This window comes from Halogranum gelatinilyticum (assembly GCF_900103715.1).
GTDB classification, from domain to species: domain Archaea; phylum Halobacteriota; class Halobacteria; order Halobacteriales; family Haloferacaceae; genus Halogranum; species Halogranum gelatinilyticum.
In genome coordinates this window covers 1-23,864 of the sequence record NZ_FNHL01000002.1, presented here as the reverse complement: position 1 = coordinate 23,864, position 23,864 = coordinate 1, and the positions used below count along the sequence as shown (strand labels likewise).

20 protein-coding genes, 1 tRNA gene and 1 rRNA gene are annotated in these 23,864 nt (G+C 65.5%); 7 read left to right on the top strand and 15 right to left on the bottom strand.

Going from position 1 to position 23,864, the window contains the following annotated elements; genetic code table 11:
• Nucleotides 1-34: 34 nt before the first annotated feature.
• A tRNA-Glu gene (locus BLR57_RS06590) sits at nt 35-109 on the top strand.
• Nucleotides 110-294: 185 nt separating this feature from the next.
• On the opposite strand, the gene BLR57_RS06585 is transcribed toward BLR57_RS06590, so the two are convergent.
• Together BLR57_RS06585 and BLR57_RS06580 are read right to left on the bottom strand one after the other, a co-directional pair.
• Nucleotides 295-522 (bottom strand): DUF7385 family protein, encoded by a 228-nt coding sequence (locus BLR57_RS06585; protein WP_089695657.1) that lies wholly within the window; start codon nt 520-522, stop codon nt 295-297.
• A 121-nt stretch (nt 523-643) separates the two neighbouring features.
• Nucleotides 644-1,291 carry a nucleotidyltransferase family protein gene (locus BLR57_RS06580; RefSeq protein WP_089695654.1) on the bottom strand — a complete coding sequence of 216 codons (648 nt, stop codon included), beginning with the start codon at nt 1,289-1,291 and terminating at the stop codon, nt 644-646.
• Nucleotides 1,292-1,437: 146 nt separating this feature from the next.
• On the opposite strand from BLR57_RS06580, the gene BLR57_RS06575 reads away from it, so the two are divergent.
• Nucleotides 1,438-3,132, top strand: a complete 1,695-nt coding sequence (locus BLR57_RS06575) for a methyl-accepting chemotaxis protein (protein WP_089695650.1) — start codon at nt 1,438-1,440, stop codon at nt 3,130-3,132.
• A gap of 131 nt (nt 3,133-3,263) precedes the next feature.
• Here the strand turns inward: BLR57_RS06575 and BLR57_RS06570 are convergent, their stop codons facing one another.
• The 3 genes from BLR57_RS06570 to BLR57_RS06560 all read right to left on the bottom strand — a co-directional run bounded on the left by BLR57_RS06570 (nt 3,264) and on the right by BLR57_RS06560 (nt 6,911).
• A complete protein-coding gene (locus BLR57_RS06570; RefSeq protein ID WP_089695647.1) occupies nt 3,264-4,688 on the bottom strand; it encodes a dihydroorotase in 1,425 nt (474 codons plus the stop codon).
• A gap of 96 nt (nt 4,689-4,784) precedes the next feature.
• Nucleotides 4,785-5,192 (bottom strand): hypothetical protein, encoded by a 408-nt coding sequence (locus tag BLR57_RS06565; RefSeq protein ID WP_089695645.1) that lies wholly within the window; start codon nt 5,190-5,192, stop codon nt 4,785-4,787.
• Between the two features lie 129 nt (nt 5,193-5,321).
• Nucleotides 5,322-6,911 carry a uracil-xanthine permease family protein gene (locus tag BLR57_RS06560; RefSeq protein ID WP_089695641.1) on the bottom strand — a complete coding sequence of 530 codons (1,590 nt, stop codon included), beginning with the start codon at nt 6,909-6,911 and terminating at the stop codon, nt 5,322-5,324.
• Nucleotides 6,912-7,096: 185 nt separating this feature from the next.
• Here BLR57_RS06560 and BLR57_RS06555 point away from each other — a divergent pair, with 185 nt between their 5' ends.
• The 3 genes from BLR57_RS06555 (at nt 7,097) to BLR57_RS06545 (ending at nt 10,623) form a co-directional block, all read left to right on the top strand.
• On the top strand, nt 7,097-8,986 hold the full coding sequence (locus tag BLR57_RS06555; RefSeq protein ID WP_089695638.1) for a CocE/NonD family hydrolase: 1,890 nt from the start codon (nt 7,097-7,099) through the stop codon (nt 8,984-8,986).
• 225 nt (nt 8,987-9,211) lie between these two features.
• Complete coding sequence (locus BLR57_RS06550; RefSeq protein ID WP_089695635.1) at nt 9,212-10,123, top strand: FAD binding domain-containing protein; 912 nt, start codon at nt 9,212-9,214, stop codon at nt 10,121-10,123.
• Nucleotides 10,120-10,623, top strand: a complete 504-nt coding sequence (locus tag BLR57_RS06545; protein WP_244509944.1) for an SRPBCC family protein — start codon at nt 10,120-10,122, stop codon at nt 10,621-10,623. The genes BLR57_RS06550 and BLR57_RS06545 overlap by 4 nt, the downstream gene beginning before the upstream one ends.
• Nucleotides 10,624-10,828: 205 nt before the next feature.
• Here the strand turns inward: BLR57_RS06545 and BLR57_RS06540 are convergent, their stop codons facing one another.
• The 9 genes from BLR57_RS06540 to BLR57_RS06500 all read right to left on the bottom strand — a co-directional run bounded on the left by BLR57_RS06540 (nt 10,829) and on the right by BLR57_RS06500 (nt 22,361).
• Nucleotides 10,829-13,297, bottom strand: a complete 2,469-nt coding sequence (locus BLR57_RS06540; protein ID WP_089695629.1) for a xanthine dehydrogenase family protein molybdopterin-binding subunit — start codon at nt 13,295-13,297, stop codon at nt 10,829-10,831.
• A complete protein-coding gene (locus tag BLR57_RS06535) occupies nt 13,297-13,830 on the bottom strand; it encodes a (2Fe-2S)-binding protein (protein ID WP_089695625.1) in 534 nt (177 codons plus the stop codon). Before BLR57_RS06535 ends, BLR57_RS06540 begins: the two co-directional genes overlap by 1 nt.
• Nucleotides 13,831-13,900: 70 nt before the next feature.
• Entirely contained in the window at nt 13,901-15,127 is a 1,227-nt protein-coding gene (locus BLR57_RS06530; protein ID WP_089695622.1) for an XdhC family protein, read from the bottom strand.
• Nucleotides 15,128-15,153: 26 nt separating this feature from the next.
• Nucleotides 15,154-16,347, bottom strand: a complete 1,194-nt coding sequence (locus BLR57_RS06525; protein ID WP_089695619.1) for a CaiB/BaiF CoA transferase family protein — start codon at nt 16,345-16,347, stop codon at nt 15,154-15,156.
• A 75-nt stretch (nt 16,348-16,422) separates the two neighbouring features.
• Nucleotides 16,423-17,667 (bottom strand): molybdopterin molybdotransferase MoeA, encoded by a 1,245-nt coding sequence (locus BLR57_RS06520; RefSeq protein WP_089695616.1) that lies wholly within the window; start codon nt 17,665-17,667, stop codon nt 16,423-16,425.
• A gap of 45 nt (nt 17,668-17,712) precedes the next feature.
• The gene (locus tag BLR57_RS06515) at nt 17,713-18,756 is read right to left on the bottom strand and encodes an alcohol dehydrogenase catalytic domain-containing protein (RefSeq protein WP_089695612.1); all 1,044 of its coding nucleotides are present in this window, start codon (nt 18,754-18,756) and stop codon (nt 17,713-17,715) included.
• Nucleotides 18,757-18,848: 92 nt separating this feature from the next.
• Nucleotides 18,849-19,613, bottom strand: a complete 765-nt coding sequence (locus BLR57_RS06510) for a cyclase family protein (RefSeq protein WP_089695609.1) — start codon at nt 19,611-19,613, stop codon at nt 18,849-18,851.
• 116 nt (nt 19,614-19,729) lie between these two features.
• A complete protein-coding gene (locus BLR57_RS06505) occupies nt 19,730-20,491 on the bottom strand; it encodes an IclR family transcriptional regulator (RefSeq protein WP_089695605.1) in 762 nt (253 codons plus the stop codon).
• Nucleotides 20,492-21,170: 679 nt separating this feature from the next.
• The gene (locus tag BLR57_RS06500) at nt 21,171-22,361 is read right to left on the bottom strand and encodes a redox-regulated ATPase YchF (RefSeq protein ID WP_089695602.1); all 1,191 of its coding nucleotides are present in this window, start codon (nt 22,359-22,361) and stop codon (nt 21,171-21,173) included.
• Between the two features lie 143 nt (nt 22,362-22,504).
• Here BLR57_RS06500 and BLR57_RS06495 point away from each other — a divergent pair, with 143 nt between their 5' ends.
• Complete coding sequence (locus BLR57_RS06495; RefSeq protein WP_089695599.1) at nt 22,505-22,786, top strand: DUF8124 family protein; 282 nt, start codon at nt 22,505-22,507, stop codon at nt 22,784-22,786.
• 83 nt (nt 22,787-22,869) lie between these two features.
• Nucleotides 22,870-23,286 (top strand): hypothetical protein, encoded by a 417-nt coding sequence (locus tag BLR57_RS06490; protein ID WP_089695595.1) that lies wholly within the window; start codon nt 22,870-22,872, stop codon nt 23,284-23,286.
• Nucleotides 23,287-23,562: 276 nt separating this feature from the next.
• Here BLR57_RS06490 and rrf read toward each other — a convergent pair.
• A 5S ribosomal RNA gene (gene rrf / locus BLR57_RS06485) occupies nt 23,563-23,684 on the bottom strand.
• Nucleotides 23,685-23,864 lie beyond the last annotated feature (180 nt).

Below are 23,864 nucleotides of genomic sequence, written 5' to 3'. Positions count from 1 at the left end.
CCTATCGGCGATACGTTGTGATGTAGTAAGACACGCTCCGTTGGTGTAGTCCGGCCAATCATATCACCCTCTCACGGTGATGACCAGGGTTCGAATCCCTGACGGAGCATTCTCCGATTCTCTACCCCTGAGCGGCTGCTTTCGGTTTCTCGAATACCTTCGAAAGGGTCGAAGCAGGGAACGTACCGGGCGACTGCTCGGCTCTTCCGACGAAATTCGACGAAATTCGACGAGGAACGACCAGCAGCGACCATTCTTCGGTGCTGCAAGTACGCGTGCCGACTCGGCACCCAGCTACTTCTGGTGTGTGAAGATGACCGCCTGTTCGTCGTGAACGTCGACGCAGAGATCGAGCGTCCTGCTCAGATTCAGGCTCGTCGGCGGCTCCTTGCAGACGACCATGTCGTCGAAGGGTTCCTCGCACGCCGGACACGCGACGGCGACCGTGTTCTGGTAGGACTTGATCGCGCTGTTCTCCTCGCGTGGGGTCAACGACGAGACGAGCTGGTCGAAGTCTTCCATGGATACCCTACCGACCCGGTGGCGATTATTAAATATTGTGACGGGTCGACCCCGAACCTCTCGGGCGGTGACCTATACGGAACCACTGCCAGCCTCTACAAAACAGAACTAATTACATAATTCACTGCCCATCGTCGACGCTGTCGAGGTCGGCAGCGGTGTCGACGTCGCGGTGGATACCGGGATCGTCGACGGCGAGACGGGTCACCGCCTCGCGCTCGAAGAGGGTCCGGCCGCCGCGGTCGCCGTCGAGAGCCGCCAGACTGGACAGATGCTGTCGGTGGAAGACGACCGGGTTGCCCCGGCGTCCCTCGTGGGTGGGGACGACGATACCGGCCTCGCGGTCACGGGCGACGGTGAGGAGGCGTTCGACCGTCTCCGGCCGGACGGCGGGCATATCGCCGAGTGCGAACACCACGTGCGTGGGTTGCTCTGACGCCCCATCGGGGACGTCGAGACCGTCGACTTCGGCCACTGCCGCGGCGACGGACGTCGCCTGCCCCCGCTCGTAGTCGGGGTTGTCGACGAAACGGACGTCAAGGCCGTCGAGTGCCGCTCGGACGCGTTCCGCGTCGTGGCCGACGACGACGAGGACGGGACCGTCGACCGCGGCACGGAGCGTCTCCGCAGCGCGTCGGACGACCGGGACGCCGTCCAGCTCCGCGAGGAGCTTGTTCCCGCCCTCGAAGCGGCTCCCGAGCCCCGCAGCGAGGAGGACGCCGACGGCCGGTGGCTGCGGCTGTCGGGGTGGACTGTTGCTGCTCGTCATTAGGGCATCACGACACAATTTTTGTCCAAATTATTCTGTGTTTCTGAGTATAGGTCGCGTGACCACACCGGGCGCGTTATCATACGAGATATTTTGACGCCGGAATTTAAGTATGTGGTCGACTCGTCAACGGGTAACAAACGACTATGTTCGGAATTTTCGCGGCACTCCGTTCGGAGCAGCCAGCTGACGGGCAGACGAACAGCAGGGCGAACGTCATCGAGACGACGGACGTAGAGGCAGTGCCGGACGTCGGCCGACTCGGGAGTCTCACCGGCGAGTCCGTCGTCGAGAGCATCCTCGCGGGTCTCGACAGCCCCATCTTCGTCGTCGACGACGAGGGATACTTCACTCACTCTAACCAGGCGTGCCGCGACCTGTTCAACCGCGAACCGGGCGAACTGCTCGGCGACTGTCTGTTCGACTACGGCGAGGCCGACAACTCGGTCATGCGCGAGGTGCTTGACACCGGCCAGGCGGTCCAGGACCTCGAAGACACAGTCGTCGTCGACGGCGACGAAGTCCCGGTGAGTCGGAACGTGTTCCCGCTGTTCGGCGGGAGCGGCGAGGTCGTCGGAGCCATCGAGTTCAACGAGGACATCACCGAACGGCTGGCGATGGAAGCCCGCGAGGAACAGCTCGAACGCTACCAGTCGGCCGTCGTCGGCGAACTGGAGGAGAGTCTCGACCGCCTCAGCCACGGGGACTTCACTATCGACCCCGAGATTCCGGAACCCGACGCGGACTTCCCTGCGATCCGGAACGTCCACCGCGAGTTCGCGGGAATGGCACGCGACCTCACCATCGCCGTCGAGAACACCCGCGAACTCCTCGACGAGACGCGCGGCCGTGCCGACGAACTCGCCGTCATCTCCGAGGAGATCGCTACCCAGACCGAGGAGACGATGGCCTCCGCCGAACAGATCGGCGAGTCCAGCGAGCAGGTGACGCGGCTGGCCGAGAAACAGACCGACGAGGCCGACGTCGCCGAGGACAGCGTCTCGGAGCTGTCGGCCTCCATCGAGGAGATCACCGCGTCGACCCAGGAGATCGACGTCCGCGCCAACGAGGCAGCCGAGACGGCAGTGAAAGGCTCCGAAGAGGCCGAGAGTGCCATCGAACGGATGGAAGCCGCCATCGAGGCCTCCGAGGAGAACATCGCGACCGTCCAGTCGCTGGAGTCGCGCATGGAGGCCATCGACGAGATGACCGAGATGATCGCGAAGATCGCGGACCAGACCAGCCTGCTCGCGCTCAACGCGAACATCGAAGCCGCCCGCGCCAACACCGACGGGGCTGGCTTCAAGGTCGTCGCCGACGAGGTGAAGTCCCTCGCCGAGGAGTCGAAGGAAGCCGTCGCCGACATCGCGAACATCGTCGACGACCTCCGGGTGGGTATCGGCGAAACCTCCGACGCCATCGAGACGAGCAACCGGGAGGTCAAAGCCGGAGCCGAAGCGGTCAACGACGTCGTCCAGCGCATCGACGACATCACCGACGCCATCGGCGAGACGAACCAGGGACTCTCAGAGATTGCGAACGCGACGGAGAACCAGGCGACGAACGCCGAGGTCGTCCTCGACGTCGTCGGCGACCTCGCGGCCCGGAGTACGACCGTCAGCGGGCAGATGCAGGAGGTCTCCGCCGGGGTCGCCCAGCAGACGACCGCCATCAGCCAGGTCTCCGGCATCGCCGACGAGGTCAGCGACATCTCCGACGAGATGGCCGACGGCCTCAGTCACTTCGAGTTGGAGGCAGCGAGCGCGGACGGACGGAACGGGTCGCAGAGCGCGGGGTCGGCGTGGACCGACGGCGGGTTCGAGTTCGGCACCGACCGGTAACCGAAACCAGCGGTCGCTCTTCTTTCTGACGTCGGCGAGTCGCCCAGTCCTGCGTCTCGCGGTCGGTGTAGTTGAGTGAATAGCGTGGAAAAACGGGACGGCTCGCGGGTCGATTCGCTGGAGGTCTTATCTCAGAGCGGGACGCCTTCGTCGTAGCGCGGCAGATACTCGCGGCCACCCTTCTCGACCTGTAGCTCGTCGTCCTCGACGACGACCTCGCCGCCGACGATGGTGTGCGTCGGGAGCCCCGTCAGCTCCTTGCCGTGGTACGTCGAGTAGCCCGGTTCGAGGGTGTGATAGAAGTCGTCGTCGACGACTGTGCTCTTCTGGAGGTCGACGATGACCATGTCGGCGTCGCTCCCTTCGACGAGCGCGCCCTTCCGCGGGTAGAGACCCCAGCGTTTCGCGTTGTTCTCGGCACAGACCTCGACGAGCCGCTCCATGCTGAGACGGTTCTTGTTGACGCCTTCCGACATCATCACGGGCAGGAAGTACTCGATACCGTTGTTGTCGCCGGGGATAGCCTCCCAGACGTCGCCGAACTTGCCCTTGTCCTTCTCCTTGAACGCGAGTTTGTGCGGGCAGTGGTCCGTGCCCATGTAGTCGACGACGCCCGTGCGCAGTCCCTCCCAGAGGCGTTTCTTGCTCTCCTCGCCGCGCAGCGGCGGCGAAATCTTCCCCCAGACGCCGAGTTCCTCGTCGTGTTTCGTGTGGCTGAGGAACGCCGGGAGTGTCTCGGCGTGGATGTTGACGCCCTTCTCCTGGTAGCGTTCGCAGATGTCGACACCCTCGCCCGTGCTCATGTGGACGATGTAGGCACGCGAGTCCGTGAACTCGGTGAGCTGGGCGATCTGTTCGATCTGCATCGCCTCGCAGATGTTCGGCGCGCTCTCACACCACGCGAGCAGGTCGTTGCGGTCCTCCGCTTGGAGTTCCTTCCGCCGTTCGATAGCGAGGTCCTCGTTCTCGGCGTGGAACATCACGACGCCGTTCGGGATGTCGGCGACCTTCTTCAGGACCTTGTAGGTGCGGCCGGCGTCGGAGTGGTCGATGCCCAACTCGGGGGAGGCGTTCTTGTACCAGTTGAAGAAGACCTTGAACGAGCGGATACCCTCCTCGGCGAGGCCGTCGATCTCCTCGACGTGGTGGTCCTGGTGGACGATGGCGTGGTAGGCGAAGTCGATGTAGGAGTTCTCCGCGCCGACCTCGCGGAAGAAGTCCATGTCGGGGAGGTAGGGGTCCCGCTGGAGCAGGAAGTTGACGACGGTGGTGACGCCGCCGTGAACTGCCCCTCTGGTTTCGGTCTCGAAGTCCGCCGCCAGCCCGTCGTGGTAGTCCTCGTACTCGTAGCGCGACAGCCCCCAGTGGACGTGGGGATCGATGAAGCCGGGGATGAGATAGTTGCCCTCGGCGTCGATCTCCTCGTCGGCGTCGGGGAGGTTGGAGCCGACGGCGACGATCTGCCCGTTCTTCGACGCGACGCCCCCGTGGATGGTCCCCGACGGCGTGACGACTTTGGCGTTGACTACCCGCAGGTCTGCGGCAGCTGCTGACATATCGTGTGACGAGACTTGGTACCAATACTTATACCTATGCCTTGGTGGAGGGCCAGTGACGTGAGAGAGACGGTACGAGGACGGCAGAAGCCGAGGTTACTGCTCACCCTCGACAGCGAGCAACGGCTCCAACGCCGCGGTGAACGCCCCTGTCGACGCCGGATAGACGGTCAGCGGCTTCGGCCGGCCGACCACCCGAATCCGCACCCGGTCGCGCTTCCGGTAGGTGAGATAGAGACTGCCGAGACCGACCCCGGTAAAGGCGAGTCCGAACAGCGCGTTGGCCTGCAGCGAGTAGACGCCGTAGCCGACGAGCACCACCCCCAGCAGGCCGACGAAGTAGTCGAAATCTTCGACCGTGACCTCCTCAATGGCCTCGGCGTCGATGTGGTACTCCTCGTCGGTCGAGACGACGAGCGACGACGACGTGACGCCTGCCCAGCCGCCGTGGCGGAGGTCAGCACGGTAGTCGAACTGTTCACCGTCGGGCGCGGTCCCTGTCATCGTTCCACACAACAGCGAGGGAGGGTCCTGACTGTTTCGGTGGCGACGTAACACAAGCGTTGGATACCGACGGCACTCGGCGGATGAAATACGGGAGGGGGTCGCAAAGCGGGGAAGACAGTGTGTCGTTCAGTCGGCGCGCGACGGCGGTGTGTCGTCGTCGCCGGTGACACGCTGCCAGAACGGGACGAAGTCCGCGTCGTCCTCGGTCATCATTTCCCACTCGACGAGACCGCGTTCCTCGCGGCTGCCCTTGATGGTGTTGTCGAGGAAGAAGGCGATGATGCCGCCGACGGCCATCCCCGTCGAGCCGATGACGAAGACCGTGTTGGCGACGACCGTCGTGCCGAGAATCCCGCCGATGACGGCGACGTTGCTCAGACCCTCTTGGAACGCTGCTGCGGAGCCGACCGCACCCATGTAGGCGGGGATTGCGAGACCCGCGAAGAGCGCGAGACCGACGATGAAGACGTTCCGGTTCGAGTCGAGGTCGATGAACTTCAGGTTCGACAGGCCAACCGCCGTGATCTGGCCGAACATGACGATGTAGAGCCCACCGACGATGGGTGCCGGAATCGTCGCGAACAGCTGGCCGACGGGACCGAAGTAGCCGACGATGATCATGACGGCCGCGCCGATCTGGACGACGTAGCGGGAGGCGACGCCGGTGATGCCGATGGCACCGACGTTCTCCGTGTAGGACGTCGAGCCGTTCCCCGTGCCCATGATGCCCGCGAAGGTGTTGCCGAGACCCTCCATCCCGATACCGTGGTCGATACGGCGGCTGGACGGCGCGCCGCGGCCGGCCATCCGAGCGACCGAGTGGTAGTCGCCGAACGACTCGATGGCCGAGGCGAGCATCCCCGCGATCATGCCGATGGCGAACGCCGGGGTGAACCGGGGCATCCCCCACTGGAACGGCGTGATGGGCTGGATGAGGCTCGCCGAGGCTGCCGAGCCGAGGTCGACGTAGCTCACCGTGCCGGGCGCGTAGACGCCCGTCACCGAGAGGACGACCGCGATACCCCACGCGACGGCGATGCCGATGAGGACCGGGAAGAGCCGGAAGACGCGGTGGTACTTGTCGAGATACTGCGAGAAGAGGACGATGGAGACGAGCGTGATGCCGAGCAGCCACCAGTCCTGACCGGAGCCGGGCGCGCCGAAGTTCGGGTTCGTGATCTGCGGCGTGTTGAAGAGCGCGAGCCCGATGAGCGCGATGACGGGCGCGATGACGATGGGGCCCATGTATCGCTTCAGTTTACCCATGACGCCGAAGTAGCCGATGAGAACCTCCACGAGACCGGCGATGATGACGGCCCCCTGGAGTTCCAGTATCGACGCTTCCCACAGTGGTTCAGAGGGGTTTCCCGCAGCGACGACGCCGATGATGGCGAGTGCCGGGGCGAGCATCGAGAACGTCCCACCCTGGACGATGGGGTAGCGGTTGCCGATGACGGTCTGGGCGAGCGTCGCGATTCCGGAGACGACGAAGAACGTCCCGATGAGTCGGCCGATCTCGCCGGGTGCGGCCTCGAACATCCCCATCGCCCCCGCGAGCGCGAGCGGGATAGCGACGGTCGCCCCGATCATCGTCAGGTAGTGTTGGAAGCCGAGGAACACCGACTCGAGGAGCGGTGGCTTCTCGTCGATACCGTACTCGATGAAGCTGGATTCTTCGGGACCGCCGTCGGCGGCGGCCTCCTCACCGTCACTCATCGGCGGCCTCCTGTCTATCGTTCGTACTGTCTACAGTGTCGAATGTGTTGGATGATGGCATATGTCTTCCACGGGAACGGTCTTGAACAGTACTCTTAAACTTGTCGTATAATTTCTCATTTGCGATATTTTGAGATAAGCGGAGCGGGGCAAACCCTTTTGAATATGGTCGGAGTGCGGGAGGTATGGATGCGGAACCGAGCTACGGCGTTCACGCCGAGCTAGACGTGATGGTAGAGATGCGCGACGGCGTGCGTCTCGCGACGGACATCTACCGGCCGGTCGACTCCGACACGGGCGAGCCGGTCGACGAACCGCTCCCGGTCCTCCTCGACCGGACACCCTACGGCAAACGGGGGCGACTGGAACGCCACGGCGAGTGGTTCGCGAAACGCGGCTACGTCGTCGCCATCCAGGACTGTCGCGGCCGCTTCAACTCCGAGGGCGACTACTACATCTTCGTCAACGAGGCCGAGGACGGCCACGACACCGTCGAGTGGCTGGCCGACCAGCCCTACTGTGACGGTCAGGTCGGGACCATCGGTACCTCCTACGGCGCGTGGGTCCAGAGCGCGCTCGCGACGCAGAACCCGCCGCATCTGGCGGCGATGTTCGTCAACCAAGGTGCAGCCAACGGCCGGAAGGCCACCTTCCGCCACAACGGCGCGTTCGAACTCCGGTGGCTCTGCTGGGCCTTCACCCTCGGTGGCGGCTTCGCCAAGCGCGCACTCGACGACCCCGACGTGCAACAGCTGCTTGCGAACGTCGACGTCGCTGACGTCCTCGCCAACAGCCCCGTCCTGCCCGGCCAGTCGCCGCTGCGCCACATCCCCGACTACGAGGAGTGGGCCTTCGACATCATGACGCAGGCCGACGCCGACGACGAACTCTGGCAGTCGCCCGGCGTCAACTTCGAGGCGTACTACGACGAGAGTGCCGACGTGCCCACCGTCTACTCCGGCGCGTGGTACGACTCCTACACGAAGGCGACCTGTGACAACTTCGAGGCCTTTGCCTCCAGAAGCGACAGCGACCAGTTCCTCCTCATGGGACCGTGGACCCACGGCTGGAACACCTACCCGCTGCCCTCGTGGAACAAGTCCTACTCCGGCGAGTTGGAGTTCGGCGAGGAGTGTCTCATGGACTACCAGCAGACCCGTCTGGACTTCTTCGACCACTATCTGAAGGGCAAGGACACCTGGAACGACCAGCCGACGGTCCAGTACTTCGAGATGGGTCACGGCGACGGCCACAGTGCCCGCGACGGCCGGCTGTTCCACGGCGGCGAGTGGACGAGTGCCGAGGAGTGGCCGCCCGCGGAGACCGAATACGAGTCGTACTACGTCCACGCCGACGGGACACTCTCGACCGACGAACCCGGCGAAAACGGCGGGTCGACGAGCTACGAGTTCGACCCCAAAGACCCCGTGCCGACGCTCGGCGGCAACTGTTCGTCCTACATCACGTACGAACCACGCGAGGAGAACATCCTCGAATATCCGCTCGCCCAGCGCAAACTGCAGGACCTCACGGGTCGCGGCGGGTTCGACCAGCGGACGCGACCCGATACCTTCGGTGCCGAGGCTCCCTACGGCCCGCTCGAACAGCGCGACGACGTGCTCGTCTACCGCACGCCGCCGCTCGAGGAGGACGTCGTCATCACCGGCCCCATCCGGGTCAGTGTCTACGGCTCGACCGATGCGGAGGACACCGACTTCACGGCCAAGCTCGTCGACGAGTATCCTGCGTCGCCGGATTTCCCGAACGGCTTCGCGCTGAACCTCTGTGACTCGGTCTGTCGGGCGCGCTACCGCGGCTACCGCGACCACGCGGACTTCGTCGAACCCGGCGACGTCGCCGAGTTCTACATGGAACCCTACCCGACCGCGAACGTGTTCAAGAAGGGCCACCGCATCCGGCTGGACATCTCGTCGTCGAACTTCCCGCGGTACGACGTCAACCACAACACGGGCGGCCCGCTCTACGGCGACCGCGAGTACGAGGTCGCGACCAACACCGTCCACCACGACGCACAGTATCCGACTCACATCGAACTCCCGATCCAGCGACGGTAACGCGCCGGGACTCTCTGCTCGACCTTTCTCGCCCGACCCGACCCGCATCACCCCCCTGTTTTTCCGAGGCCTGTCGTCTCAGCGGTCGGGCTATGGCTGTTGGTACTCCGTGCCACGGCAACACTTATACAGGTGCTATTCATTGTCGACACGTACCTGTATGAGCCACACACCCATCCGGGAGAGAATGCTCTCCCGACCGTCGGGACTGGGGGTGGTCGTCGGATGAAGCCGGCCACCTTCGAGTACCACCGCCCCGCGACCGTCGAGGAGGCAACCGCGCTCCTCGCCGAACACAGCCACGACGCCGAGCTGATGGCGGGCAACCAGTCGCTCGGCATCATCATGGCGAACCGGCTGGCGACGCCGGAGCATCTCGTCGACATCAACGACCTCGACGAGCTGTCCTACATCGACGTCGACGACGACACCGTCGCCATCGGCGCGCTCACTCGGCACCGTGACCTCGCCGGCGACCCGGCACTCGCCGAGGCGTTGCCGATGTTCACTGAGGCCGCCGAACAGATCGCCGGGCCGACCGTCCGCAACCTCGGCACCATCGGCGGCAGCATCGCCGAGGCCGACCCCGCGGGCAACTATCCCACCGTGTTGGCGGCACTCGACGCCGACCTCCACATCACCTCCTCGGAGGGCGAACGGACCGTGTCGGCGCGGGACTACTTCATCGCCTATATGTTCACCGACCTCGCCGAGGACGAGCTCATCACGGGCGTCTCCGTCTCCCGCGAGCCGTTCCCGCCCGAGCGGACGGGGATGGCCTTCCTCGAACAGAAGCCCGCGACGCAGACGTGGCCGACCATCAGTGCCGGCACGTCCGTCCGCGTCGACGACCCCGAGGCGGACGAGCCGGTCGTCGAGGACGCCCGCGTCGCGCTCGCGAACGCCTCGGACGTCCCGCTCCGCGTCGAGGCCGCCGAAGAGGCGGTCGAGGGCGAACCCCTGACCGACGAGACCCTCGACGCCGCGGCGGAGGCGGCGATGGCCGAGGCCCGCCCGCAGGGCGAGTTCCACGCCGACGAGGAGTACAAACTCGAACTGGCTGGCGAGTACACCCGCCGGTCGCTGCAGGCATCGTACACGAACGCAACCACTGACGACACGGACACCCACCAATGATGGAATTCAACGGCGACTTCACTTCGGACTACGACCGCGAAACGCTCTGGAACTACTTCACCGACCCCGACATCCTCGCTGCCTGCGCGCCGGGCTGTGACCACATCGAACTGGTCACACCCTCGGAGCTGGAAGCGACAATCGCCGTCGGCGTCGGCAGCGTCAAACCGACCTTCGAGGTCGAGATGACCGTCGTCCGCGCGGACCGTCCCGAGGTCCTGCAGATGCAGGTCGACGGCGACGCCAGCCGCAACTCCTTCGATACGACCGCCGAGATGCGCCTCGTCGAGAACGACGACGGGACGACGACGGCCGAGTGGGAGGCACAAGCGAATGCATCAGGACTCATCGCCAGCATGGGCCAGCGCGCACTCGGCAGCGTCGCGGGCCGAATCGTCGATAACTTCTTCAACGACCTGGAGGCGAAGGTCGACGAAGGCGTCCCCGCCACCTCGAAACTCGAAGCCAAGTCCGACGCCGAAGCGTCGCTCGAAGGATAGTCGCTGCTTCTTTCCGGACTCTCACGCTGTCTCACGTCGATACGCATCTTCACGCCGAAACCTGTTCTCACCCGACTCCTGAGCCACAGCACAGCAGTCGTCTCGTCGCCGTCGACACTCGGCGAGCGTGCTGTGGGACACGAAAAACGAGAGGGAGTCGTGAACCGCGCGAGCCGCGCGAACCCCGCGGTTCGTTCTATTCGCGCTATTCGCCGGTCGCGTCGCGGATCTTCCGGCGCAGCCGGTCGGGCGTCGCCGGAATCTCGTCGGCGACGATGCCGAGCGGTTCGAGCGCGGCGTTGATCGAGGAGGCGATGGCGGCCGGGCCGTCGATCATCCCGCCCTCACCCGTCCCTTTCGCGCCGGTCACGGTGAACGGCGAGGGCGTCTCGGTGTGGTGGAGTTCGACGTCCGGGATGTTCTTCACCGACGGCAGCCGGTAGTCGAAGAACGTGACGGCCTGGGGCTGCCCCGAGTCGTCGTAGCCGAACTCTTCGAGCAGCGTCGCACCGATTCCCTGGGCGATGCCGCCGTGGGCCTGCCCCTCGACGATGGTCGGGTTGAGCTGTGTCCCGCAGTCGCGCAGCGAGTAGAACTTCAGGATCTCGACCTGGCCGGTCTTGGTGTCGACCTCGACGATGGGGGCGTTCGCGGCGAACGCCGCCGTCGGGTAGACCGGATACTTCCGCGTCAACGCCTCGTCGAACTCCGGCAGTTCCGTCGCCGGATGTTCGTAGTCGTAGCTGGCGCGCGTGAACCGGTCCGTCAGCCCGCGGTCGCGCTCGGCCAACTCGGCCAGCGTGAAGCGGTCGGAGCCGTCAGCCCGCTCGACGCCGCCCTCGCGGTATACGACGTCCTCGGACCCGACGCCCCACTCCGTCGCAGCGAGTTGCCGGAGGTTCTCCTTCAGTGCCTCGCCGAGGCCCTTCGCCGCGCCGGAGACCATGACGGCCATCCGCGAGGCCGCGGAGCCGTAGACGGTCGGCCCGTCGACGCTGTCGAGGTAGTCCGTCTCGATGTCGCTCGGCAGGATTTCGAGTTCGTCGGCGAGCAGTTGGGCGACGATGGTCTGGTGGCCCTGTCCGGAGGAGTCGGCGGCGAGCCACGCCTGCACCGAGCCATCGGGGCGGATCTCCGCGCGGAGATGTTCGGGTAGCTCGGCGACCTCCTCACGCTTGCGACTCGGCAGGGAGTCACGGTCGGTCCGCTGGCGGTCGGTCCAGTCCGAGCCGCTGACGCCGGGCTCGATGAGGAGCGTGTAGTTGACGCCGCGGTACTTGCCCTCCTCGCGACGGGCCTCGACGACCTCGGGGTCGAGCAGGCCGCCCTCACAGATCTCCTTCTCCGCGACGATCTCCTGGATGCTGTCGAGTGCCGCCGGATAGTCGCCCGAGTCGTAGACGTTGTGCGAGGCGATAGTGTAGGGCATCTGCTCGGGCTGGACGAGGTTCCGCTGGCGAAGCTCGACGGGGTCGATGTCCAGCTCGCGGGCCGCCTCGTCGAGTGCCATCTCTATCGCGTAGAGATGTGGCGGGACGCCGAAGCCGCGGTAGGCGGTCTGTGACGTCTTGTTCGTCAGGACGAGGTCGTAGTCGTAACGCACGTCGCGGACGTCGTACGCACCGGAGACCACCGAGAGCGGTTTGAGCGCCTGGTTGACCGGGTAGCGCGGGAACGCGCCGAAGTCGTCGACGAACCACGTGTCGAGACCGAGCATCCGGCCGTCGTCGTCGAGGGCGAGTCTGACGCGGTACTCTCGCTCGGTACAGTGCATGTCGCCGCCCTGGAGGTTCTCGACGCGGTCCTCGACGAACTTGACCGGCGTGCCGCCGAGCTGTTGGCTCGCCATCGACGCCAACGAGCAGTAGCGGTGGATGGCAATCTTCGTCCCGAAGCTGCCGCCGATGTCGGCTGGGACGTTGACTCTGACCTTCTCGGGCGGGTAGCCGAGCGTCTCGTAGATGGTGTCGTCGACGAGCGTGTGCAGTTGGATGTTGCAGTCGATGTCGAACTCGTCGTCCTGCGGGTCGTAGGTGGCGACGACGCCTGCCGTCTCGAGGGGGACGCCCGAGATGCGGCCCCACGAGTACTCGCGTTCGACGACGTGGGCCGCGTTCTCGAAGGCGGCCTCGGGGTCGCCGAACTCGATGACCTCGCCGTCGGGGACGTTCGTGCCGACGTCTTCGTGGATGACGGTCTCGTCCTCGAGTGCCTGACTCGCGTCGGTGACGGGGTCCAGTTGCTCGTAGTCGACGCGAATCAGGTCGACGATGTCCTCGGCGACGTAGCGGTCGGTGGCGACGACCGCCGCGACGGGTTCGCCGACGAACCGGACCTTATCGGTCGCGAGCGACCACTCCTCGAAGCCGTCGAGTCCACAGGGCATCGGCCGGTAGTTCGCGACGACGTCTTCGCCCGTGAGGACGAGCGCGCAGTCGGGGTGAGCCTCCGCCTCGCTCGTGTCGATGGACTCGATGGTTGCGTGCGGGTGGGTCGTCCGCAAGAGGGCCATGTGGAGACAGCCCTCCGGCGTGATGTCGTGGATGTACTCGGCCTGCCCGGTGAGGATGCGGTGGTCCTCGACGCGGTTCATGCCCGTCCCGGTGAAGGTCTCGCGCTTAGCCTCCTGCTTCGCTTCGGCTCGGGACTCGGTCTGTGCGTCGGCTCGCGACATCAGTCGTCACCTGCCGTATCGGCCGCCTGCTCACCGTCCATCTCGTCGGCGGCCCGCCGGACGGCGTCGTAGATGTTCTCGTAGCCCGTACAGCGACAGATGTTGTCGGCGAGACCGGTCTTGATCTCTTCTTTCGTCGGGTCGGGGTTCTCCTCCAACAGCTCCTTTGCGGCCATGACGAAGCCGCTCGTACAGAAGCCACACTGCAGGGCGTGTTCCTCGTTGAACGCCTCCTGGATGGGGTGGAGTTCGCCGTCATCGTCGAGGCTCTCGACGGTCTCGACCGCGCCGCCGTCGGCCTGGACGGCGTAGACGAGACAGCTCTTCGCGTTGCGGCCGTTCAGCGAGACGGTACAGGCCCCGCAGACGCCGTGTTCGCAGCCGACGCGGACGCCGCGCAGGCCCTGGTGGTTCCGGAGGAAGTCGGAGAGTTTCAGTCGGGGTTCGACCTCGGCGGTGACCTCCTCGCCGTTGAGCGTGAGGGAGATCTCCTGGGTCGGACGCGCCGACTGATCCGGTGTATCAGTACTCATGGATAGGGATACTCCGAATGAGGCAAGTTACCATGATAAACCTTTCCGCGGCCGCGGGGTGTCGCGGCACTCAGTCGTGGCTGCCGGGAGGGGTCGCCCGCCGGTGGACCGGTCCCCCGTGGTGGGCGAGTCGGCCACCGGTGCGACCGTTGTGAACCGCCAAAACTTCCGAGACGACGCTGAGCGCGATCTGCGTCGGGTGGTCGCCGCCGAGGTCGAGACCGACGGGCGTCGACACCCGCGAGAGGTCGGCGTCGCCGAGGGGCGACCCTTCCTCGGCGAACGCCTCACGCATCTCCGCGAAGCGCTTGCGCGGCCCCATCAATCCGATGTACGGTATCGGTGTGTCGAGTAGCGACTCCAGGGCGAGGCGGTCGTCGACGAAGTTGTGGCTCATCACGACCGCGTAGGTCGTCGCGGGCGCGTCGACGAGGCTTGCGAGGTCGGGTGACCGCGTCGGGAGCACCTCGTGGGCCGCGGGGAATCGGTCGGCGTCGGCACTCCCGCCACGGCCGGTGACGACCCGGACGCGGAAGCCCGCCTCCCGGCCGAGCCGGGCGACGGGCGGGACGTCGCGCTGCCGACCAAAGACGAGCAGTTCGGGCGCGGGCGTCAGCGTGTCAACGAAGACCTCGACTGTGCCCGCGTCGGTCTCGACGGTGACGGTCGCCGACGCGCCCGACTCGCGGAGGGCGGCCACGTCGTCGGCGATGGCGTCGAGGACGGCGTCGGGAAGCCCCGGCCGGTCGCGAGCGACGCGGTCGCCGTCGGTGGTGAGTGTCGTCCGGTCGCCGACGGCGATTTCCGAGGAGTCGGAGCCGACGGCGGTGGCGACGACGACAGTCCGCTTGGCGTCGAGTTCGTCGACCGCCGGGGCGAGGCTCTCGTCGACCGGTTCGACCAGCAAGTCGATGACGCCGTTGCAGCCGAGACCCATCCCCCAGACCTCGCCCCCGGCGTCGGCCGTCAGGTCGAACCGCTCGACGCGGGCCTTGCCGTCGTCGACGGCGGCGCGCGCGAGGTCGGCGACGGCGTCCTCCAGACAGCCCGCGGTCACGGCACCGGTCGAGTTGCCGTCGCCCGCGACGACGAGTTTCGCGCCGGGACGTCGGTAGGCCGACCCCTGGACGTTCGTCACCGTGGCGACGGCGGCGGGTCGTCCCGTCCGGAGCGAGGCGCGGAGCGCGCGGTAGCTCCCGAGCGGTGTCGCATCCCAGCCGTCGGCTCCCTCGTCGGAGGGACTGGTCCCACCGTCCGTGGCAACTGCGGGCGAGGGGACGTCGGTGTCGTCAGTCATACCAACGTGTGTGACGTCATGGCTTATCAGTCTTCGTCCGTCTCGCCGGTGATGACGTCGATGTCCTCGTCCTCATAGCCGAGTTCGGCGAACACCTCGCGTGTGTGCTCGCCCAGCTTCGGCGGCGGCTGCCGGAAACCGCTCTCGGAGTGGCGGAACTTCAGGGGATGCTCGACGACTGGAATCTCTCGGTCGTCCTCTTCCATCGTCCAGACCATCTCCCGGGCCTCGGTCTGCTCGTTGTCGAGGGCGTCTTTGACTTCTTGGACCGGCCCGGCCGGGACGCCCGCCTCGACGAGGACGTCCATCCACTCGTCGGTCGTGCGCTCGCCCAGTGTTTCCTCGATTTCGGCTTCCAGTTCCGCCATCGCGTCGACCCGGTCGGCGTTCGTCTCGAACCTCTCGTCCTCGGGGAGGTCCGGTCGGCCGATAGCCTCACAGAACGCCGTCCAGAGCTTCTGGTTCAGACAGGCGACGTTGAGGTGGCTGTCTTTCGTCCGGAACGTCTGGTAGGGCGCGAGCACGGGGTCTTTCGTCCCCATCCGGCCCGTCTCCTCGCCCGCGAAGACTTTCCCTGCCTGCTTCGACAGCCACGGGAGCGTCGCGTCGAGCATCCCGAGGTCCATATACTCGCCCTTGCCGGTCCGCTGGCGACGGTAGAGCGCGGAGACGATGCCGAAGGCGGCCCACATCCCGGTGATGAGGTCCGTCTGCGGCAGGCCGACCTTGACGGGACGGCCACCCTCCTCGCCGGTGACGCTCATGATGCCCGACAGCCCCTGGACGAGCAGGTCGTAGCCGGGGCGTTCGCGCCACGGGCCGGTCGCGCCGAACGCGGAGATGTCGCAGTAGACGATGTCTTCCGTGACCTCGGTGACGGCGTCGTAGTCGACGCCGAGTCGCTCCGCCGTGCCGGGCCGGAAGTTCTGGATGAAGACGTCGGCCTCGGAGACGAGGTCGAACAGTGCGGCCTTGCCCGCGTCGCTCTTGAGGTCGAGTTCGACGCTCCGCTTGTCGTAGTTGATGGTCCAGTAGTACGGCGATTCGCCGTCGACAAACGGCGGGCCGCTGTGGCGGATGTCGTCGCCGACCTCCGGCCGCTCGACTTTGATCACGTCCGCCCCCTGGTTTGCCAGCATCAGCGAGCAGAAGCCCCCTGTGACGAACGTCGAGAGGTCGACGACCCGCACCCCATCCAAGATATAGCCGTGTGAGTCCATACCGTCCCAATCGTTCGTGCCACGAAAAGCGTTACCCTGACCCGTACCGACCGCCGCTTCTTGCTCCCGCCGACGCTACTCCAGTGCAGCGTACGGAACGACACGCACCGTGTCGCCTGCCGAGAGCGGTTCGTCCGTCACGACGACGCCGTCCGCACGAGTCGCCCGCGTCGACGACGAGAGGACGCTGGGGTCGAAGGTCTCGTCGTAGACCGACAGCGGCGAGTCGACGTGGCCGAGCGGCATCGCCTCGGGACATCCCCCGTCCGCCGAGGCACCGGCGGACGCGTCGAGGACCACCGGAACCACGTAGTCGAAGCCCGAGGGCCCGAGTCCCACGTCGCGAGCGAGCGTCGCCTCGACCGTCGGCAACGAGGCGTCGCCGGTGAAGAAGGGCCGGGCGACGAGCGTCGCGATGGTGTGCGCGCCGAGTGGCTTGCCGGGGATGGCGATAGCGACGGCGTCGTGATCGGGCAGGCGCGCGACGGCGATGGGCTTGCCCGGCCGGACACGGACACGGTGGAAGAGCACCTCGCCGAGGTCAGCCAGCGCGCGGACGACGTGGTCCTTGTGGCCCACGCTGGTTCCCCCAGTGGTCACGACGACGTCGTGGGCACTCGCGGTGTCCGCGATGAGTCCCTTCACCCGCTCGTAGTCGTCGGGCGCGCTCCCCTCGTACGTCGCCTCGTGGTCCCACGCGCTGACGAGTCCCTGTAACATCGCCGAGTCGAGGTCGCTGCTGACGCCCTCGTGAATTTCCGTGCCGGTGGCGACGACGCCGACCGAGAACGGTTCGTAGACTGCGACGGTCTCGCGGCCGAGGTCGCCGAGCAGGATGGCGTCTTTCGGTCCGAGTCGCTCACCGGGAGAGAAGAGTTCCTCGCCCGCGCGGAAGTTGCTCCCCCGTTCGTAGACGTAGGTGCCGGCCGTGACGTCGGGTCCCGCGACGAGGTCCCCGTCCTCGACGGTCGCGTCCTCGCGCTTGATCACGGCGGTCGCGCCGCGAGGGACGGGCGCGCCGGTGGCGACGCGGGCGGCCTGTCCCGAGGCGAGGTCACCCGGATCGGACTCGGGAAAGACCTCGCCCTCACGAAGGGTGAAGGGGTACGTCTCGCTCGCGTCGAAGGCGAAGCCGTCCATCGTCGCGTGGCTGTGCGCCGGCGCGTCGCTGTCGGCGATGATAGACTCGGCGAGGACGCGACCGCCGATGGCGTCGAGCGGGACGCGTTCGGTGGGTCGTGTGGGGAGGAACTCCTCGCGGAGAGCGAGCACGCGGTCGACCGCCGTCTCGCGGGCGAGCATGTCGTCGTGGTCGTGCATAGCTCCCGTACCGCGTGCCGCGAGAAAATTGTTGGCCCGAGTGAGCTAGGGTTCGAGAATCGCCATCCCGTGGTGTTCGCCGGAGCGAATCCGCTCGTGGAGCGTCGGCACTTCGTCGAGACCGACGCGCTCGGTGACGACGGGGTCGACGCGGCCGTCGGCCAGCAGACGAGCCGCACGGACGACCTGGTCCTTCGTCGCGTAGCGCGAGCCGAGGAACGAGGCCTCCTTGACGACGAACTCCTTCATCGGCGGGGCGAACGCGCGGTCGTGGTGAGTCGTCAGCGAGACTATCTGTCCGCCCATCGCCAGCACGTCCCAGGCCGCCGCGAGCGTGTCGGTGTCGCCGACGGTGTCGACGACGACAGAGGGGCCGTCGCCGTCTGTGGTCGCACGGAGTCGCTCGGCGACATCGTCGCCGCGGGCGTCGATTGGCATCACCGCATCGGGTGTCACGCTGTCGACGTGGGCCAGCCGGTCGGCGTCGACGTCGGCCGCGAGCACGCGGGCACCGCGCAGTGCCGCGAGCTGTGAGAGGTGGATACCGACCCGACCCGCCGCGCCGACGACGAGGACGGTGTCGGTGTCGTCGACGGCCGCGCGCTCGCAGACGTGCAGCGGCGTCGCCAGTCCATCGGCCGCGACTGCGCCCATCTCGAAGGTCGCCCCGTCGGGCAGGGGCAGGAGGTTCGCGGCGGGGACGACCGTCCGCTCGGCGTAGGCACCGTCGCGCTGGACGCCCAGCCAGCCGCCGAAGTCGGTACACCGGGCGGTGTCGCCGCGGCGGCAGTTGTCGCAGCTGCCGCAGGTGAGATAGAAGTAGCAGACGACGCGGTCGCCGGGGTCGACGGTCTCGACACCGGGGCCGACGTCCTCGACGACGCCCGCGAACTCGTGGCCGGGGACACGCGGCGTGAACGCGGGATCGTCGGAGAGCCCGCCCTGTATCGCGTTCTCGATAGTCCGGGTGACACCGCAGGCGCGGACGTCGACGAGTGCTTCGCCAGGGCCGGGGTCGGGTACGTCGAGACGGTCGGTCGTCAGTTCGCCGCCCCACTCGTCGAGGACGACGGCTTTCGTTGGGGTCATGCCACGGCGTTTCGCGAGTTCCCAGATAAAGCTTCGCGCGGAGACGGGTCTCTACGTGGCTGAGAGAAAGGAGAGGATGTCGGGGTCGTGAGTTAGGCTTCGGTGAACGCGACACAGCGACAGACCGAGGACTCGCCGCCCTCGAAACGCCACGGGAAGGTCCCGATCTGACACCGCTCGTTGAGCAGTTCCTCGGGAACCTGGGCGTTCTCGACGTGGACGATGCCCTCCGGGAAGAGTTCGGTGTGCATCAGCTGGTAGCCCTCCGGCGGGAAGATCTCGTCGAGGTCGTCGACGCCGAGCTTCTCGCAGGCCTCCTCGGCGAGCTCGGGGCGCACGTCGCGGACGATGGTGTTCATCGGGTGGTCCGCGCTCCCGCAGTCGAGCATGAGGTAGTTGAGGTTCATGTCGCGGCACCACTCGGCGAACTCCATGTTCGGGCCGGGGTGCTTGCAGAAGAACGCGTGGGGGTCGGCCTCCTCGCGGTGGTAGGCGTACTTCTGGTAGCCGGTGTGGATGAACAGGATGTCGCCCTCCTGGACGTCACAGACCTCCTCGATCATCTCGCTGGTGTAGACGTCGTAGTCGCCGACCATGTCGGAGATGTCCGCGACGACGGCGTCGCCGACGAGTTCGTCCAGCGGCATATCCGCGATGTCGCGGCCGTTGCCGACGAAGTGTTTCTCGCCGTCGAGGTGCGTCCCCGTGTGGTTCATGAACTCGATCTTCTGGCCGTTGACCTTCTCGGTGTCGAGGCTCTTTTCGTACCAGACTTTCGGGTTGTCGTACGTCGGCCACGCGGGCGTGTCCTGTGACCACGGTTGGGTCAAATCGTGCATCTCATAGCCGTCAAGCATACACCCGACTGTCCCAAGGCAGGGACTTAACCGTTCGCCCCTCGGTGGCGGTGCCCACCAGCCACTGTCGTCGGGGCGAGCAAGGTCGTGAAATGACGATAATGGCCGAGAGAGACCTACTGGTAGGCGATATTGAGTTCGAGTTCGTTCGTCGCCCCGAGCAGGAGCGAGGGGAACTCCTCCTCGAACCGCTCGCCACGCATCCGATTGATGGGACCGGAGATGCTCAACCCGCCGATAACCTCGCCGTCGGCGTCGGTGACGGGCGCGCCGATCGCGCGCAGCCCCTCGATCGTTCCCTGGTCGTTGATGCTGTAGCCGCGCTCACGGACCGTGTCGAGTTCGGCGAAGAGCGTATCGCGGTCGGTGATGGTCTGTGGCGTCAGTGCCTCCAACCCGTGCTGGTCGATGATCTCCTCGACGCGTGACCGCGGGAGCTTCGAGAGGATGGCCAGTCCGGCCGCGCTCGCGTGGACCGGGACGCGCTTGCCGGGGTACGAATCCGCCTTCACCGCGTGGTTGCCGGTCTTCCGGTAGACGTAGACCGCGCGGCCGTGCTCTTCGACCATGAACTGCGCACGTTCGTCGGTCCGGTGGGCCAACTCGTCGACCTTCTCCATCGCCAGCTGGTAGGCTGGCCGTCGCGTTCGAGTGAACTCGCCGAGGTCGAGAAACTGGAGGCTCAGGGCGTAACCCTCGTCGGTCTCGACGACGTAGCCTCGGCTCTCGAGGGTCTTGAGGTGGCGGTGTGCGGTACTCTTCGAGAGATCGAGCTCGCGAGCGACGCTCGATAACCGAGCGGTCCCCCGTTCACGGAGCAGTTCCACCACGTCGAGGGCGCGTTCTACCGACGAGACGGTGTTCGTCTGGGCGTTCATCGTGACTGTGGTCTCTCGACTACCACCTACTAAATGTTCCGCATGGCGGGACGCAATTCGGTACACATTTGGCGGCCTTCCGGCGGAAAACGGCGTTAAAACGGGGTATCAAGCCCCAATAAGCCGTTCTGTCTGCCCGAACGTCTGCGGACAGTGTTGCCGGCTAGCCGAGTCGCCGACCGCTGACGAGACGGCCGCTATCGTCGAATTCAGGACTTTCACCCGGAATCTCGACGACGAACAACCGGAAGAGACGGCAAAACCATCCCGCAGAATCGAACAGCGGTCAACGCTCGTTTCGCGGCCGTCGGAGACACCGGAACCACGCTATCGTGAGTGAGACGAGGACGAATCCGACGTTCGTGTGGTTGTGTCACACATTCACGCGAAAATAGTCGAACCGTCATCGAAACCATCGTTCCGCACAGTGGAACGGTGGTCTATCGAGGACGCCGTTTCGTGAGTGTGTGATTACACACCTATGTCTGTAACGTCACCACGAGGAACAATGATGGTTGTTGCTAGACAGATTCCAAAACAACGACAGTACTGTTTAACTAGGTGTCTGGATTGACAGTCCTGCACGAATCACAACCGCCAGACATAGCTCTTCAACAAGGAATGTGAACGGCTTACTACCGAATACCGTATTCGAATCAAACTCTCAAAACGTGGTTCGTTAGTTCGTCGAGACGATCTCGACCACGTCGCGGTGGGTGAGTTCGTGGCTCGACCCGATCTGTCGCTTCGCGCGACAGTCCATCCCGTGGAGGAGACCGTCGCCGATGTCCGAGTGCAGGTGGTACGCGAAGTCCTCGGTGGTCGACCCTTCGGGCAGGATGAAACAGTCGCGGAAGACACCCTTCTCGTCCTTCGACCCGTTGGCACTGCCGGGGAAGATGGCGATGGCCCCCATCACGTCGAACAACGCACGTTCGAGCGCGTCCTGCACGCCGGTGCCGTCGTACTCGTTCATGAACTCCCGGATCTGCTCGAGCCCCTGCTCCTGCTCGCCGCTGATGTCGCCGACGATGTCGAAGTCCGCGTCGCCGGGGCGGTAGTCGACGACGCCCGCGTCTGCGGCCTTCTTCAGTGCCTTCTCCGCGTGCGCACTCGCGGGAACGAACGTCAGATGCTCGTACTCCGGGTCCTGCGTGATCTCCTCGAAGTTGGCCTGTGCCTCGGCCGTGTCCATCTTGTTCGCACCGATGATGATCGGCTTCGTCCGCTTGCGGATCTCGCGGGCGAGTGCCTCACGGTCCTCGTCTTCCCACTCGTCGGGGTCGAGGTCGAGACCCAGCGAGAGGATGATCTGCTTGATCTCGTCTTTGTTCGTCTTGAACGCGCTCATCTGCTCTGCGAGATCGATTTCGATCTGCTTCTCCTCGCCGTGGTAGCCGCTTCGGTACCGCTCGATACCCTTCTCCAGGATGTCGAGATACCACATATCGAGTTCGTTCTCCAGGAAGTCGATGTCGTCACGGGGGTCGTGGCCCTCCGTCGCCTCGCCCTCGATGTCGGTCTTCCCCGAGAAGTCGACGATGTGGACGAGGACGTCCGCCTCGTTCAGGTCGGTCAGGAACTGGTTCCCGAGCCCCTTGCCCTCGTGCGCGCCGGGAATGAGACCCGCGACGTCGACGAGCTTTACCGGGACGAACCGCATCCCGTGGTCGCAGTAGCCGACGCTCGGCGTACACGACTCCTCGAAGTCCGGTGCCGCACACTCGACGCGGACGTACGCCTCCCCGATGCTGGGGTCGATGGTCGTGAACGGATACGCACCCTCCGGCACGTCGTTCATCGTCGCCGCGTTGAAGAAACTCGACTTGCCGACAGAGGGCTTGCCGACGAGGCCGATCTTGTAACTCATTACTCGCCCTGGACGAGCGACGGTGAAAAGCGATTCTACCTGTGCGACGTGTGCGTGAGAGACCCACGCTCGCCGGTGTCGGCGACCCCTGGCAGTGATTCCTTCCCGACGCGCCTTTGAACATCCCCGGCTAAGTGTGGGGTATGAATGGCGACACCTTCGGCGTCGGCATCGGCGTCACCGACACTGATCTCCAGTTTCTCGTCCAGGTGCCTTCGGATATCGACTCGCAGTGGACCGACCCCGAAGAGTTCCAACGACTCGTCGAACAGGTCGTCTGGCAACAGCTCGACCAACAGACGGTACTCCAAGAGATCGCCTCGACGGCCGAGCCCGGCGACTCGGTCCGACTCGGGACGGTGACGCTCACCCCCGACGGGACGGTCGTCGATCACTCGCTGCGCGAACCGGATCACACTGAGTGAATCCGACTCCACAACCTCACCGATGCTGCCCCGAGTTCGCCTGAACCGTGGCTGTTTCCAGGCTCGACACCGTTGAAGCCGATATGGACGCTGGCGACGACTCGCTCTCTCAGGACCTCTCGGCCGGAACGGCAGCCTCGCCTATCCGCGCGATACAGGACGCCGCGCTCGAACGCGCGCTCCTCTCTCCGACCGGCAACAGCGACTACGTCGCCTTCGTCGGCGCGCTCGAACGGACACACAGGCGCGGCGACCGAGAGCTGTCGCTCTCCGGTGCGGCGATGCTCTCCTGTCTCCTCAGTCTCCACCTCGATGGTGACGGCTCCAACGGCCGCGACCGACTGGCGACGGCCGATCCGACCGACCGGAACGAACCGCTCGTCGCGGGTGCACTCGTCGCGTTCGACCGCTTCGACATCTCGCTATCGACCGCAGCGTCGCTCGCGAACCGCTCCGTCGACGACTTCGAGACGGAACTCGAACGACGACGGGACCGGTAAGCCGGCGGCCCCTTCGCGCCGCAGGCGCGATGGGGTCGTCACCCGTTCTACTGCTGTCGTTGGGGCGGTGCTGTGTTGTCGGTGTTGCGGTCGCGGTGCTGTCGCTGGCGCGGTGCTGTCGTGTTGTAATGTCGTTGCCGGCGCGGTATCGTCGCGGTTGCGATGCTGTCGCTAAGGAACTACTCGCGCTCGTGCTGTCGCTCTCGATAGTGCTGCCGCTCTCTGTATAAATGAAGAAAGCCCCCGACGCACTGCGTCGGAGGCTAAAGTATGAATGGTGGACGGCGAACGGGTGTTCCCAGAGGCTCTCGCACTCCAGTACTTGCTCGTACGCTGGTGAGCTTAACTTCCGTGTTCGGGATGGGTACGGGTGGAACCTCACCGCTGTGGCCGTCCGAATGCCGATCTACGGAATCGAACCGTAGTTAACACCAGGATCGGATCGGATTCGCTTTGACAACCAATGTGTTCGTGCATTCCAGTTAGCACCTGGACCCGTTTACGGACACGGGTTCCCATGCGGTATGAATGTGGCTTGGACTGTTAGTGCTCGCGGGCTGAACGCCTCGTTGCCTCGG

Excerpts from the sequence above, each read along its gene's own strand:
- BLR57_RS06505 (WP_089695605.1), bottom strand. The coding sequence starts at position 20,491 with ATGAACGCCCAGACGAACACCGTCTCGTCGGTAGAACGCGCCCTCGAC.
- BLR57_RS06490 (WP_089695595.1), top strand. The coding sequence starts at position 22,870 with ATGGACGCTGGCGACGACTCGCTCTCTCAGGACCTCTCGGCCGGAACG.
- BLR57_RS06545 (WP_244509944.1), top strand. The coding sequence starts at position 10,120 with ATGATGGAATTCAACGGCGACTTCACTTCGGACTACGACCGCGAAACG.
- BLR57_RS06585 (WP_089695657.1), bottom strand. The coding sequence starts at position 522 with ATGGAAGACTTCGACCAGCTCGTCTCGTCGTTGACCCCACGCGAGGAG.
- BLR57_RS06500 (WP_089695602.1), bottom strand. The coding sequence starts at position 22,361 with ATGAGTTACAAGATCGGCCTCGTCGGCAAGCCCTCTGTCGGCAAGTCG.
- BLR57_RS06565 (WP_089695645.1), bottom strand. The coding sequence starts at position 5,192 with ATGACAGGGACCGCGCCCGACGGTGAACAGTTCGACTACCGTGCTGAC.
- BLR57_RS06535 (WP_089695625.1), bottom strand. The coding sequence starts at position 13,830 with ATGAGTACTGATACACCGGATCAGTCGGCGCGTCCGACCCAGGAGATC.
- BLR57_RS06555 (WP_089695638.1), top strand. The coding sequence starts at position 7,097 with ATGGATGCGGAACCGAGCTACGGCGTTCACGCCGAGCTAGACGTGATG.
- BLR57_RS06515 (WP_089695612.1), bottom strand. The coding sequence starts at position 18,756 with ATGACCCCAACGAAAGCCGTCGTCCTCGACGAGTGGGGCGGCGAACTG.
- BLR57_RS06580 (WP_089695654.1), bottom strand. The coding sequence starts at position 1,291 with ATGACGAGCAGCAACAGTCCACCCCGACAGCCGCAGCCACCGGCCGTC.
- BLR57_RS06510 (WP_089695609.1), bottom strand. The coding sequence starts at position 19,613 with ATGCTTGACGGCTATGAGATGCACGATTTGACCCAACCGTGGTCACAG.
- BLR57_RS06550 (WP_089695635.1), top strand. The coding sequence starts at position 9,212 with ATGAAGCCGGCCACCTTCGAGTACCACCGCCCCGCGACCGTCGAGGAG.
- BLR57_RS06530 (WP_089695622.1), bottom strand. The coding sequence starts at position 15,127 with ATGACTGACGACACCGACGTCCCCTCGCCCGCAGTTGCCACGGACGGT.
- BLR57_RS06525 (WP_089695619.1), bottom strand. The coding sequence starts at position 16,347 with ATGGACTCACACGGCTATATCTTGGATGGGGTGCGGGTCGTCGACCTC.
- BLR57_RS06575 (WP_089695650.1), top strand. The coding sequence starts at position 1,438 with ATGTTCGGAATTTTCGCGGCACTCCGTTCGGAGCAGCCAGCTGACGGG.
- BLR57_RS06495 (WP_089695599.1), top strand. The coding sequence starts at position 22,505 with ATGAATGGCGACACCTTCGGCGTCGGCATCGGCGTCACCGACACTGAT.
- BLR57_RS06520 (WP_089695616.1), bottom strand. The coding sequence starts at position 17,667 with ATGCACGACCACGACGACATGCTCGCCCGCGAGACGGCGGTCGACCGC.
- BLR57_RS06570 (WP_089695647.1), bottom strand. The coding sequence starts at position 4,688 with ATGTCAGCAGCTGCCGCAGACCTGCGGGTAGTCAACGCCAAAGTCGTC.
- BLR57_RS06560 (WP_089695641.1), bottom strand. The coding sequence starts at position 6,911 with ATGAGTGACGGTGAGGAGGCCGCCGCCGACGGCGGTCCCGAAGAATCC.
- BLR57_RS06540 (WP_089695629.1), bottom strand. The coding sequence starts at position 13,297 with ATGTCGCGAGCCGACGCACAGACCGAGTCCCGAGCCGAAGCGAAGCAG.